Origin of the sequence: Streptomyces sp. NPDC057900 (genome assembly GCF_042887885.1) — a bacterium.
Taxonomy (GTDB): domain Bacteria; phylum Actinomycetota; class Actinomycetes; order Streptomycetales; family Streptomycetaceae; genus Streptomyces.
The window spans coordinates 366914-379589 of the sequence record NZ_JBHVOI010000005.1 but is presented as its reverse complement, the minus strand read 5'-3'; the positions used below and the strand labels follow the sequence as shown (position 1 = coordinate 379589).

The 12676-nt window shown below is 69.5% G+C and carries 12 protein-coding genes; all 12 read right to left on the bottom strand.

Features of this window, described 5'->3' with window-relative positions:
• Positions 1 to 3 precede the first annotated feature (3 nt).
• Positions 4 to 1149 (bottom strand): DivIVA domain-containing protein, encoded by a 1146-nt coding sequence (locus tag ACFVQ0_RS21960; RefSeq protein WP_390090417.1) that lies wholly within the window; start codon positions 1147 to 1149, stop codon positions 4 to 6.
• Between the two features lie 49 nt (positions 1150 to 1198).
• Positions 1199 to 1483 (bottom strand): YggT family protein, encoded by a 285-nt coding sequence (locus tag ACFVQ0_RS21955; protein WP_389211005.1) that lies wholly within the window; start codon positions 1481 to 1483, stop codon positions 1199 to 1201.
• A 71-nt stretch (positions 1484 to 1554) separates the two neighbouring features.
• Entirely contained in the window at positions 1555 to 2166 is a 612-nt protein-coding gene (locus ACFVQ0_RS21950) for a cell division protein SepF (RefSeq protein ID WP_073735522.1), read from the bottom strand.
• A 125-nt stretch (positions 2167 to 2291) separates the two neighbouring features.
• The gene (locus ACFVQ0_RS21945; protein WP_390090415.1) at positions 2292 to 3020 is read right to left on the bottom strand and encodes a YggS family pyridoxal phosphate-dependent enzyme; all 729 of its coding nucleotides are present in this window, start codon (positions 3018 to 3020) and stop codon (positions 2292 to 2294) included.
• A gap of 3 nt (positions 3021 to 3023) precedes the next feature.
• Positions 3024 to 3764, bottom strand: coding sequence for a peptidoglycan editing factor PgeF (gene pgeF / locus ACFVQ0_RS21940; RefSeq protein ID WP_390090413.1), 741 nt, complete (start codon positions 3762 to 3764; stop codon positions 3024 to 3026).
• Positions 3765 to 3781: 17 nt separating this feature from the next.
• Positions 3782 to 4996 carry a cell division protein FtsZ gene (gene ftsZ / locus ACFVQ0_RS21935; RefSeq protein ID WP_311306201.1) on the bottom strand — a complete coding sequence of 405 codons (1215 nt, stop codon included), beginning with the start codon at positions 4994 to 4996 and terminating at the stop codon, positions 3782 to 3784.
• A 276-nt stretch (positions 4997 to 5272) separates the two neighbouring features.
• Positions 5273 to 6067 (bottom strand): cell division protein FtsQ/DivIB, encoded by a 795-nt coding sequence (locus ACFVQ0_RS21930; protein WP_390090411.1) that lies wholly within the window; start codon positions 6065 to 6067, stop codon positions 5273 to 5275.
• 50 nt (positions 6068 to 6117) lie between these two features.
• Positions 6118 to 7212 carry an undecaprenyldiphospho-muramoylpentapeptide beta-N-acetylglucosaminyltransferase gene (murG, locus tag ACFVQ0_RS21925; protein ID WP_390090409.1) on the bottom strand — a complete coding sequence of 365 codons (1095 nt, stop codon included), beginning with the start codon at positions 7210 to 7212 and terminating at the stop codon, positions 6118 to 6120.
• Positions 7213 to 7218: 6 nt separating this feature from the next.
• Complete coding sequence (ftsW, locus tag ACFVQ0_RS21920) at positions 7219 to 8661, bottom strand: putative lipid II flippase FtsW (protein ID WP_390090407.1); 1443 nt, start codon at positions 8659 to 8661, stop codon at positions 7219 to 7221.
• 115 nt (positions 8662 to 8776) lie between these two features.
• Positions 8777 to 10219 carry a UDP-N-acetylmuramoyl-L-alanine--D-glutamate ligase gene (murD, locus tag ACFVQ0_RS21915; RefSeq protein ID WP_390090405.1) on the bottom strand — a complete coding sequence of 481 codons (1443 nt, stop codon included), beginning with the start codon at positions 10217 to 10219 and terminating at the stop codon, positions 8777 to 8779.
• Positions 10201 to 11271 carry a phospho-N-acetylmuramoyl-pentapeptide-transferase gene (gene mraY / locus ACFVQ0_RS21910; RefSeq protein ID WP_311306196.1) on the bottom strand — a complete coding sequence of 357 codons (1071 nt, stop codon included), beginning with the start codon at positions 11269 to 11271 and terminating at the stop codon, positions 10201 to 10203. Before mraY ends, murD begins: the two co-directional genes overlap by 19 nt.
• Entirely contained in the window at positions 11268 to 12674 is a 1407-nt protein-coding gene (gene murF / locus ACFVQ0_RS21905) for a UDP-N-acetylmuramoyl-tripeptide--D-alanyl-D-alanine ligase (protein ID WP_390090403.1), read from the bottom strand. Before murF ends, mraY begins: the two co-directional genes overlap by 4 nt.
• Positions 12675 to 12676: the final 2 nt, after the last annotated feature.

Here is a 12676-nt window from a genome sequence, read left to right as displayed (position 1 = left end):
CGCTCAGTTGTCGTCCTCGTCGATGAGGAACCCACGCATCGGCGAAGGCGCCTGCTGCATCGGCTGCGGCGCCTGCGGCCGCACCGGTGCCATCGGCTGGGTCATCGCCGGCGACATCTGCTGCTGGCCACCGTACGAGGGCGCGCTGCCCATGGACGGGCTGCCGCCCATCTGGGGGCCGCCGTGACCGCCGTGGTTGCCGCCCATGGTGTGGCCCATGGCACCCGCACCGGCCGGAGCCAGCGAGGGCGACGGCGGCAGCGAAGCGGTCGCCGGGGTCCGCGGCGGAGCGAGCGAGTCGTCCGCCTGGGTCTCCAGCTGACGGAGCTGGCTCTCCAGGTAGGACTTCAGACGCGTCCGGTACTCGCGCTCGAAGCCGCGCAGGTCCTCGACCTTGCGCTCAAGCGTCGCGCGGGCCGACTCCAGGGAGCCCATCGCCACGCGGTGCTTCTCCTGCGCGTCCCGCTCCAGGGCGTCCGCCTTGGCACGGGCATCGCGCTCCAGGCCCTCGGCACGGCTGCGCGCCTCGCCGACGATCTTGTTGGCCTCGGAACGGGCCTCCGCGATCGCCTGGTCGGCGGTCTGCTGCGCCAGGGAGAGGACACGGGCGGCGCTGTCGCCGCCGGGGCCCTGCTGCTGCTGCATCTGCGGCGGCTGCTGCTGCTGCATCTGCTGCATCTGCTGCTGGGGGTTGTGGCCGCCCATGGGGCCGCCCATCGGGCCACCCATGGGGCCGCCCTGCATCGGGCCGGGGCCGTGCGGGCCCTGCGGACCGGGGCCGTGCGGACCCTGGGGTCCGTGGCCGCTGGGACCGGCGGGCAGCTGCGGAGCGCCACCGGGCAGCTGGGGGGGACCCATCTGCGGGGGCTGCTGCTGCTGGACCGGCGGACCAGATATGGCGGCCGGCACCGGTGCGCCGGGCCGTTCCTGCTGCTCCGGCTTGCGCATGCCTTGCTGCTGCTGGTTCTGCGCGGCGGCACGCGTGGCGGCGGCCAGCTTGGCGCGCAGGTCCTCGTTCTCACGGAGCAGGCGGGTCAGCTCCGATTCGACCTCGTCGAGGAAGGCGTCAACCTCGTCCTCGTCATAGCCTTCTCGGAGGCGGACCGTCGTGAACTGCTTGTTCCGCACGTCCTCGGGGGTCAGCGGCATCTCTTCTTCACCTCTACGTAGTCGTCGGCAGTCGGCAAGACCGTATCGCTCACAACCTGATCACGACGCTGATCAGGATGGAAACGATGATCATCAGAACGAAGAAGGACAGGTCGAGTGCCACGCCCCCGAGACGCAGCGGCGGAATGAACCGCCGCAGGAGCTTGAGCGGTGGATCGGTGACCGTGTAAGTCGCCTCAAGGACGATCACCATCGGCTTGCCCGGCTGCCATGAACGTGCGAACTGGAAGACGTAGTCCATGACCAGCCGGAAGATCAGCACGATGAGGAAACACATCAACGCGATGTAGACAACACTTTGAGCGACGCCCATCCTCGCGCTTCCCTCTCCCCTGGCTCTCGTAGCTCCGGCCTCTCGGCCGGGTTGTTCCCGGTGTCGTGTTCTCAGCTCTGGTTGAAGAATCCGCCCTCTGCGATGCGGGCCTTGTCCTCCGCCGTGACATCGACGTTAGCAGGCGACAACAGAAAGACCTTCTGTGTCACTCGCTCAATGCTGCCATGGAGACCGAAGACAAGTCCTGCGGCAAAGTCGACAAGTCGCTTCGCGTCCGTGTCGTCCATCTCCGTGAGATTCATGATCACCGGAGTGCCCTCACGGAAGTGTTCCCCGATGGTACGGGCCTCGTTGTAGGTCCTGGGGTGCAGCGTGGTGATGCGGTAGGGCTCCCGCTCGGACACAACCTTGGGCATGATCACCGGTGCGTTCTTCTCCAAGTTCGAGCGTTCAGGTGTGATGGATGCCACGGGGGCGATTCGGGCGGGTCGCTCTCGCTCGGCCGGGATCTGAACCGGCTCCCGCTGCGCGGGAGGCTGTACCGCTCGTACCGGTTCGTCCCGTTCCCGCTCCACCTGATGCGCGGGCTGGTGCCGGCGCCGGTCCCGCTCGGGCTCCGGCTCGGGTTCGAATTCGTCGTCGGGGTCGAACCCCGGACCGTCGTACCCATCGTCCTCCACGAGGCCGAGGTAGACCGCCATCTTGCGCATCGCGCCGGCCATGCTCTGAGTCCTCCGCTCTGTGGTGGATCGGCATCTGTCACCAAGTGCCCGCGATCCACTGTGGTCTATCCGCCGTGGGCGGTAATGACCATATTTTCTGCTGTGGTCCGACTTGCTTGGCGACGTTACCCGAGCCCGGGTCGGACTCCGAGTACCGCAGTACCGACGCGCACATGTGTCGCACCGGCCGCAACCGCGTCCTCAAGGTCCGCACTCATCCCTGCAGAGACCATGTTCGCAGCCGGATGGTTCCCGCGCAGCCGGGATGAGATTTCCATCAGCCGGTCGAACGCGGCGCGTTGCCTTCCGGCGAACGGTCCGGCGAGCGGCGCGACGGTCATCAGACCGGCCAGCCGCAGCCCCGGGGCGGATTCGACCGCGGCGGCCAACTCCTCGACCCCGTCCGGGGCGACGCCGCCCCGCTCACCCCGCTCACCGCTCTCCGCGTCGAGCGCGACCTGGATGAGGCACCCGAGTTCACGCCCGTCGCGCTCGTCGCGACCGACCGCCGCGGAGAGCGCCGTCACGAGCTTGGCGCGATCCACCGACTGCACGATATCGGCATAACTCACCACAGAGCGAACCTTGTTCGTCTGCAATTGACCGACAAAGTGCCATGTGAGGGACAGATCCGCACATGCGGCGGCCTTGGGCGCCGCGTCCTGGTCGCGGTTCTCCGCGACCTGGCGCACGCCGAGTTCGTACAGGATCCGCACATCGCTCGCCGGGTAGGTCTTGGTGACCACGATGAGGGTCACCTCCTCCCGCTTACGGCCGGCGGCGGCGCAGGCGGACGCGATGCGTTCCTCCACCTGTGCGAGATTCGCTGCGAGTTGATCCCTACGGTCCGTCATGCCCTATCCGTCCAGCCAGACATATCCGGCGAGCCGCCCGGTGGTGCGGTCGCGTCGGTACGAGAAATGGTCACCCGATTCGAGAGTGCAAACGGGCGACATGTGCCGGTCGGTGATTCCGAGGGCGTCGAGCTGGGCATGGACCCCGGCGGTGACATCCACGGCGGGGGTTCCCCAGCTGGTCTCGGACCAGGAGGCGGGGATGCTCCCGGCGACCTCGTCGCGCATCGCGGCCGGGACCTCGTAGCACCGTCCGCAGACGGCCGGCCCGGTGCGGGCGATGATCCGCGAGGGGGCCGCGCCGAGCCGGACCATGGCCTCCACCGCGGCGGGCACCACTCCGGCGAGGAGGCCGGGGCGGCCCGCGTGTGCCGCCGCGACGATCCCGGCGACCGGGTCGGCGAGGAGTACGGGGGTGCAGTCCGCGGTGAGAACGGCGAGCGGGAGTCCGCGCCGCGCGGTCACCACCGCGTCCACGGCGGGAATCTCGGAGGCGTCGCCCCACGGCCCGTCGACCACGGCGACGTCCCGGCCGTGGACCTGGTTCATCCAGACGACCCGCGCCGGGTCCAGCCCGCGAGCGCGCGCGGCGCGCTCGCGGTTGGCCAGAACGGCGGCGGGGTCGTCACCGACCGCGCCGCCGAGATTGAGCTCCGCATACGGAGCGGCGCTCACCCCTCCCCACCTGTCGGTGAAGGAGAAGTGGGCGCCGCCGCCCGGCGAACCGGAATCCGTGGAGCTCACTGTGTGATGCGGACCTATCACTTCAAGAAGTCCGGAACGTCCAGCTCTTCGGCCTGGGAGTCCTGGTAGGGACGGGCCGGCGGGACGTGCGGCGGGGCGACCGGCGGGAGGTGGCTCTCGTTGGCCACCGGCACCGGCTCCGCCTGGACCGGGGTCTCCTCGCGCGGGGGCACGGAGCCCAGTCCGCTCGACTGGCGCACGGGCTCCGCGGCCCGGACCGGCGGGGCGGACTCCTCACGCTTGGTGGAGTTCGCGCCCAGGACGTTCTCGCGACGGGCCGGCGGCTGTCCGCCGTCGAAGCCCGCGGCGATCACGGTGACCCGCACCTCGTCGCCCAGTGCGTCGTCGATGACCGCACCGAAGATGATGTTCGCCTCCGGATGCGCCGCCTCGCTCACCAGCTGGGCGGCCTCGTTGATCTCGAAGAGACCGAGGTCGCTGCCACCGGAGATGGAGAGCAGGACACCGCGGGCGCCGTCGATGGACGCCTCCAGGAGCGGCGAGGAGATCGCCATCTCCGCCGCGGCCACCGCGCGGTCGTCGCCGCGGGCCGAGCCGATGCCCATGAGCGCCGATCCGGCCTCGGACATGACCGACTTGACGTCGGCGAAGTCGAGGTTGATCAGACCCGGGGTGGTGATGAGGTCGGTGATGCCCTGGACACCCGAGAGCAGCACCTGGTCGGCCGACTTGAACGCGTCGAGCACGCTCACCTGGCGGTCCGAGATGGACAGCAGCCGGTCGTTGGGAATGACGATGAGGGTGTCGACCTCTTCGCGGAGTTCGGCGATGCCGTCCTCCGCCTGGTTCGCGCGACGCCGGCCCTCGAAGGTGAACGGGCGGGTGACCACACCGATCGTCAGGGCGCCGAGCGAGCGCGCGATATTTGCGACGACGGGTGCACCACCGGTTCCGGTGCCACCGCCTTCGCCTGCGGTGACGAAGACCATGTCGGCCCCCTTGAGGACCTCCTCGATCTCTTCACGGTGGTCCTCTGCCGCCTTGCGACCGACGGCCGGGTTCGCCCCGGCGCCGAGGCCACGGGTGAGTTCACGGCCGACGTCGAGCTTGACGTCGGCGTCGCTCATCAACAGGGCTTGCGCATCAGTGTTGATCGCGATGAACTCGACGCCCTTGAGACCGACCTCGATCATTCGGTTGATGGCATTGACACCACCGCCGCCGACACCGATGACCTTGATGACTGCGAGGTAGTTCTGCGGTGCTGCCACGTCGAAGGCCTCTCGCCTCGAGTTACGTGTCGTCGCTTGGCGGTAGTCCCGCCGCGACGACGGATGCCGATTGGGACGGTCCGAACGCCGACCCAAACCCTAACGTTGAAGTTTAGGGTTACCAGTGTGTCTGCTTCATGGACTCTTCCGAACAGGACACTAAGTCGACAAGTGGCGCACGTTCAACGAACACGCCGAACCTCCCGTTTTTCTTTTCACCCTATGTGATCACCCGTAGCGCTGACCAACCAGGGTGCTGGCCAGGCCGAATGTGCGTCAACTACCCGACACCGCAGGAGCGGTGGGTGCACTCACGTCGAAGTGTCCTGCTTTGGGAGCGGCTTTCATGAGCGCGGTGAGGACTTTCGCCTTCACAGCACCTTCTTCGCCACTCCCCCAGATCACCTCACGGTCCCGAGTGAGCTCCAGGGAGACCGAATCGTACGAGGTGACCCGCACGACCTTGGTGTCCCCGGCAATGCCGCCCGGAAGGTCGCCCGCGACCCGGACCGCCTCCCGCACCAGCCGGTCGCTGCCGAAACGGCGCAGGCTCGCCGACCGACCAGCGGTCAGTTCCAGCAGGGGTACGCGCCCGGGCGCCTTGTCCACCGTGGCGAAGCGCACGCCTTTGGCGTCCACTTCGATGAACTTTGCGCCCTTTTTCACCAACAGGACCGGCTTTCGTTCGGTCACCTTAAGTCCGATGCCGTGCGGCCATGACCGTACGACATCCACCGAGTCGATACGAGGCAACTTCTGGCGCAATCTGTCCGCGATGGCGTCCGTGTCCACGGAGACCAGCGGAGACCCCATCGGCACCGCCGCGGCCGACTCCACCTCGGCCGGTGACAGGACGTCGACGCCGGTGATCCGGACCTGTTCGGTGCGGAGCCAGGAGGAGCCGTAGAGCGCCCAGACGGCGCCGGAGCCGAGCAGCAGTACGGCCGCGGCGATCACGATCAGCAGGGTCCGCCGGGACATCCGGCGCCCTTCGCCCCCCGGGCGCGGCGGCCGGTCCGGGGTGTCCTCCTGCTGCCCTGCACCGCGCTGGGCGGTCGTCGGTCCGGCCACGCTCGCTCCTTATGCCGGGTCCGGGGGCGCCGCCCCCGGACCCGTCCGCCTCACGCGCCTCGGCGTGCGGCAATCGCCTCGTACACCATGCCGACCAGCAGGTCGTCGGCGTCCCGCCGGCCGAACTCGGCGGCAGCGCGGGACATTTCGTACAGCCGGTGCGGATCCGACAGCACCGGAAGGACGTTGCCCTGCACCCATTCCGGGGTGAGCGCGGCGTCGTCCACCAGCAGACCGCCGCCGGCGTTGATCAGCGGCTGGGCGTTGAGCCGCTGTTCGCCGTTGCCGATCGGCAACGGGACATAGGCGGCCGGCAGCCCGACGGCGGAGAGTTCCGCCACGGTCATCGCGCCCGCGCGGCAGAGCATCATGTCGGCCGCGGCGTACGCGAGGTCCATCCGGTCCACATACGGTACCGGGATATAGGGCGGCATACCGGGCATGTTGTCCACGCGCGGCATTTCGTTCTTCGGACCGACCACGTGCAGGATCTGGATTCCGGAGCGCTGCAGCAGCGGCGCGACCCGCTGGACCACCTCGTTGAGGTGGCGGGCGCCCTGCGAGCCGCCGGAGACCAGCAGCGTCGGCAGGTTGGGGTCGAGCCCGAAGGCCGCACGCGCCTCCGGACGGACCCGGGCCCGGTCCAGGGTGGCGATGGTGCGGCGAAGCGGAATGCCGATGTAGCGGGCACCCCGGAGCTTGCTGTCGGGGGTGGAGACGGCGACCCCGTGCGCGTACCGCGAACCGATCTTGTTGGCCAGGCCCGGCCGGGCGTTGGCCTCGTGCACCACGATCGGCACCCCGGCCCGTTTGGCGGCGAGGTAGCCGGGCAGCGCGACGTAGCCGCCGAACCCGACCACGCAGTCCGCCTTGGTCCGCTCCAGGATCTGCTCGGCGGCCTTGATGGTGCCGCGCAGCCTGCCCGGGACGGTGATGAGTTCGGGGGTGGGCTTGCGCGGCAGCGGTACGGCCGGGATCAGGGCGAGTTCGTACCCCCGCTCGGGTACGAGTCTTGTCTCAAGTCCGCGCTCCGTGCCGAGAGCGGTGATTCCCACGCTCGGGTCCTGCCTGCGCAGGGCGTCCGCGAGGGCAAGCGCGGGCTCGATGTGGCCGGCGGTCCCCCCACCGGCGAGTACGACATGCACCGAAATTCACCGCTCTCCGGACGAACGCTTCTTGATGCGCCGTCTCATCGTCTTCCATCTCACCCCGGGCCTCCGCATGGCCAGGGCCGCCTTCGCGGCGGGATCCTCTCGCGCGAACGCGATCAGCAGCCCGACAGCGAACATGGTCGGAAGCAGGGCTGACCCTCCGTAGGAGAACAGCGGGAGCGGGACACCGGCGATCGGAAGCAGACCGAGCACCGCACCGATATTGATCACGGCCTGAGCCGTGATCCAGGTGGTCACACCTCCCGCGGCATACCTCACGAAGGGGTCCTCCGTGCGTCCGGCCACGCGGATACCCGCATAGCCTAGAGCCGCGAAGAGGGCGAGTACCGACAGTGTCCCCGCCAACCCCAGTTCCTCCCCCGTGATGGCGAAGATGAAGTCGGTGTGGGGTTCTGGGAGTTGCCCCCATTTCTCCACACTCGCACCGAGCCCGGATCCGAACCAGCCGCCGGACGCCAGAGCGTAGATACCGTGCACCGCCTGCCAGCACGAGCCGCCCGGTCCGGGCTCGCTCGCGCCCATGCAGTCGAGCCTGGCCATCCGGTTCGGACTGGTCTTGATCAGCACGAAGCCGATCAGTCCGGCGGTGGCGAGCACTCCGGCGAACAGCCGGGTGGGAGCCCCGGCCAGCCAGAGCAGCCCGAACAGGATCGCCGTGAGAATGATCGCAGTGCCCATGTCACCGCCGAGCATGATCAGCCCGAGCAGCATGAAGGCGACCGGCACCAGCGGCACGAGCATGTGCTTCCACTGGTTCAGCAGCCGCTTGTCCTGTTTGCGGGCGAGCAGGTCGGCGCCCCACAGGACGAGGGCGAGCTTGCCGAACTCGCTGGGCTGGAGCTGGAAGGGGCCGCCCAGGTAGAGCCAGTTGCGGTTGCCGTTGACCGACATCCCTATCCCCGGCACCTGGACCAGCACCATCAGGAAGACGGCACCCATCAGCAGCGGGTAGGACAGGGCGCGGTGCAGCTTCACCGGCATCCGGGCGGCGATCGCCATCAGCCCGGCCCCGATGACGGCGGCCAGGAACTGCTTGCGGAAGAAGTAGGTGCCCGGCTTGTCGAGCTCCAGCGCCTTGATCATCGAGGCGGAGTAGACCATCACGAGCCCGAGCACGGTGATGAGCAGCCCGGCGCCCAGGATCAGGTAGTACGCCGTCAGCGGCCGGTCCCAGGCCCTGCGTGCCTGCTCGTAGAGCCGCCGCACACCGCCGCCGCGCGGGGTGCGGGGACCGCCCGTGCTCCTGGAGCGGGCGGCGGGGGGCCGCCGGGAGCCGGGCGCGGAGCGGACGCGGAGCGCGAGTCCGTCCGGCAGCGGGGCGCCCGCGGTCGCCAGGAGGGGCGGATGGAGCGCCCGGCTGATCGCCGCGGACGCCCGTGAGCGGTCCCCGCCGCGTGCGGCAGGGCTCTCTTCGGCCGGCATGGTCCTGTCCCCTCCACTGCTCGTGCCCGGGGCTTCGGTGCCGAGGGCCCGCGCCCACGGCACTGCCGTACGCACCCGGTTGTGCCGGGACGGTACGGCGTGGAGGCCGGGCCCGTCAGGCGCTCTCGGCGGCGAGTGCGCGGACCGCGTCCGCGAAGGCCTCGCCCCGCTTGTTGTAGTTGGTGAACATGTCCATCGAGGCGCAGGCCGGGGCCATCAGTACGGTGTCTCCCGGCCGGGCGAGCCGTGCCGCCTCGCGGACCGCCTCCGACATCGCCCCAGTGTCGGTCCGGTCGAGGTCGGTCACCGGGACCTCGGGCGCGTGTCGCGCGAGGGCTTCGCGGATCAGGGCGCGGTCGGCGCCCATCAGCACGACGCCCCGCAGCCGGCCCGCGCACCCGGTCACCAGCTCGTCGAAGGTGGCGCCCTTGGCCAGTCCGCCGGCGATCCAGACGATGGGCTCGTACGAGGCCAGCGAGGCTTCGGCGGCGTGGGTGTTGGTGGCCTTGGAGTCGTCGATGTACGTGACCCCGGCGACGTCCGCGACGTGCTCGATGCGGTGCGGGTCGGGGCGGAAGTTCCGCAGCCCGTCCCGCACGGCGGCGGGCTCCACACCGAAGGCGCGGGCCAGCGCCGCCGCCGCCAGCGCGTTGGCGATGTTGTGCGGGGCGGGCGGGTTCACGTCCGCGACCTCGGCGAGCTCCTGGGCCTGCTTCTGCCGGTTCGTCACGAAGGCGCGGTCGACGAGGATGCCGTCGACCACCCCGAGCTGGGAGGGCCCGGGAGTGCCGAGGGTGAAGCCGATCGCCCGGCAGCCCTCCTCGACGTCCGCCCGGCGCACCAGTTCCTCGGTGAGCCCGTCCGCGACGTTGTAGACGCAGGCGACGGTGTTGCCCTCGTAGATCCGGCCCTTGTCCGCGACGTACGCCGCCATGGAGCCGTGCCAGTCGAGGTGGTCGGGGGCCAGGTTGAGGACGGCCGCGGAGTGGGCGCGCAGCGAGGGCGACCAGTGCAGCTGGTAGCTGGACAGCTCGACGGCGAGTACGTCGTACTTCTCGTCGCTGAGCACCGCGTCCAGGAGCGAGACGCCGATGTTGCCGACGGCGGCGGTGCGCAGTCCGGCCGCCTCCAGGATCGAGGCGAGCATCCGGACGGTCGTGGTCTTGCCGTTGGTGCCGGTGACCGCGAGCCAGGGTGCCGGTTCGCGGCCGTCCTGTCCGCGCAGCCGCCAGGCGAGTTCGACGTCGCCCCAGACGGGGACGCCCGCCTCGGCGGCCGCGGCGAACAGCGGCTTGTCGGGCTTCCAGCCCGGCGTGGTGACGATGAGCTCGGTGGACTCCGGCAGGGTGGCACCGTCGCCGAGGCGCACGGTGATGCCCTGCGCCTCCAGCTCCGCCGCCTGGGCCCGTGAGCGCTCGTCGTCCCCGTCGTTGACGACGGTGACGACGGCGCCGAGACCGTTCAGCACCCGGGCCGCCGGGATCCCGGAGACCCCGAGTCCGGCGACCGTGACGTGCTTGCCCTGCCAGTCCGCGTTGCTCACTTCTTGGCTGCCCATCCTGCGTAGAAGAGGCCGAGACCGACGATGACGCACATGCCCTGGATGATCCAGAAGCGGACCACGACAAGGACTTCGGACCACCCCTTGAGTTCGAAGTGGTGCTGGAGCGGCGCCATCCGGAACACTCGCTTGCCGGTCATCTTGAACGAGCCGACCTGGATGACGACGGACATCGTGATCATCACGAAGAGGCCGCCGAGGACCGCCATCAGGAACTCGGTGCGGGAGCAGATCGCCAGACCGGAGAGCGCGCCGCCGAGGGCGAGCGAGCCGGTGTCACCCATGAAGATCTTGGCCGGCGAGGTGTTCCACCAGAGGAAGCCGAAGCAGGAGCCCATCAGGGCCGAGGCCACGACCGCGAGGTCGAGTGGATCTCGTACTTCGAAACAGGCGCTCGGGTTGGTGAGGGTGGCCGCGTTGGCGCAGGACTCCTGGAACTGCCAGAGCCCGATGAAGGTGTACGCGCCGAAGACCATCACCGACGCACCGGTGGCGAGGCCGTCCAGACCGTCCGTCAGGTTCACGCCGTTGGACATGGCGAGAATCATGAACAGCGCCCAGACCACGAACAGCACCGGCCCGATCGACCAGCCGAAGTCCTCGACGAACGAGAGCTTGGTGGAGGCGGGGGTGTTGCCGCGGGCGTCCGCGAACTGGAGCGAGAGCACCGCGAAAGCGATGCCGACGGTCAGCTGGCCGATCATCTTCGCCCTGGCACGCAGGCCCAGCGAGCGCTGCTTGACGATCTTGATGTAGTCGTCGAGGAAGCCGACGAGCCCCATCCCCGCCATCAGGAAGAGGACCAGCACGCCGGAGAAGCGCATGTCCTCGCCGGTGATCAGCTTCGCGACGACGTACGCGATGATCGTCGCCAGGATGAAGGCGATGCCGCCCATGGTGGGCGTGCCCTTCTTCGATCCGTGGCTGCGCGGGCCGTCGTCGCGGATGAACTGCCCGTATCCCTTGCGGGCCAGCAGCTTGATCAGCAGCGGGGTACCGACCAGGGTCAGGAAGAGCCCGATGGCCCCCGCGAAGAGGATCTGCCTCATCGGCCGGCGACCTCGCCCTCGGTCGCGTTCTCCAGCAGTGCCGTAACGACCTGCTCCAGGCCGACCGACCGGGACGCCTTCACCAGCACGACGTCTCCCGGGCGCAGTTCACTGCGCAACAGGTCGACGGCAGCCTGTGCGTCGGACACATGCACCGACTCCTCACCCCACGAACCCTCGTTGTATGCGCCCAGTTGCAGCCAGGAGGCCTCTCTGCCCCCGACCGCGACGAGCTTGCTGACGTTGAGCCGGACGGCTAGCCGTCCGACCGCGTCGTGCTCGGTGAGCGAGGCGTCGCCGAGCTCGGCCATCAGGCCGAGCACCGCCCACGTACGACGCCCCTTCCCCATGGCGGCCAGCGCGCGCAGCGCTGCCTTCACGGATTCGGGGTTGGCGTTGTAGGCGTCATTGACGAACGTCACGCCGTCCGGACGCTCGGTGACCTCCATGCGCCAGCGGGAGAGGGTGCCCGCCTCGGAGAGCCCTTCGGCGATCTCGTCTGCGGACAGGCCCAACTCATGGGCGACGGCGGCCGCGGCGAGCGCGTTCGACACGTGGTGCTCACCGTACAGGCGCATGGTCACATCGCTGCACCCGGTGGGTGTGTGGAGGCGGAACGCGGGGCGGCCGTCGTCGGTGAGCCGCACGTTCTCTCCCCGTACGTCCGCATCCGCGGCTTCGCCGAAGAGCAGAACCCGGGCCTTGGTGCGGGAGGTCATGGCACGTACGAGCGGGTCGTCGGCGTTGAGTACGGCGAGACCGTCCGCGGGGAGGGACTCGACCATCTCGCCCTTGGCCTGGGCGATCTGCTCCTTTCCGCCGAACTCACCGATGTGCGCGCTGCCGACGTTGAGGACGAGGCCGATTCGGGGCGGGACGAGACCGGTGAGGTAGCAGATGTCACCGATGTAGCGTGCACCCATTTCGAGGACCAGGTGCCGGGTCTCCTCGGTGGCGCGCAGCGCGGTGAGCGGCAGGCCGATCTCGTTGTTGAGGTTGCCCTCCGGGTAGACGGTGGGGCCCTTGCGCTCCAGGAGCTGGGCGATCAGGTCCTTGGTGGAGGTCTTGCCGGCGGATCCGGTGAGGGCGACCACGGTGGTGCCCAGGCGGCCGACGACGGCGCGGGAGAGCGCGCCGAGGGCCGCCACCACGTCGTCCACGACGATCGCGGGGACGCCGACGGGGCGGGAGGCCAGCACGACTGCCGCGCCCGCCTCGACGGCGCGCCGCGCGTAGTCGTGGCCGTCGACCCGTTCACCGGCGAAGGCGACGAAGAGGCTGCCTTGCTTCACCGCCCGGGAGTCGATGACGACTGGCCCGCTGACGATTGCTGCCGGATCCGGTATGTCGTACGACTGCCCGCCGACGATTTCGGCGATCTCGGCGAGGGAAAGGGCGATCACTT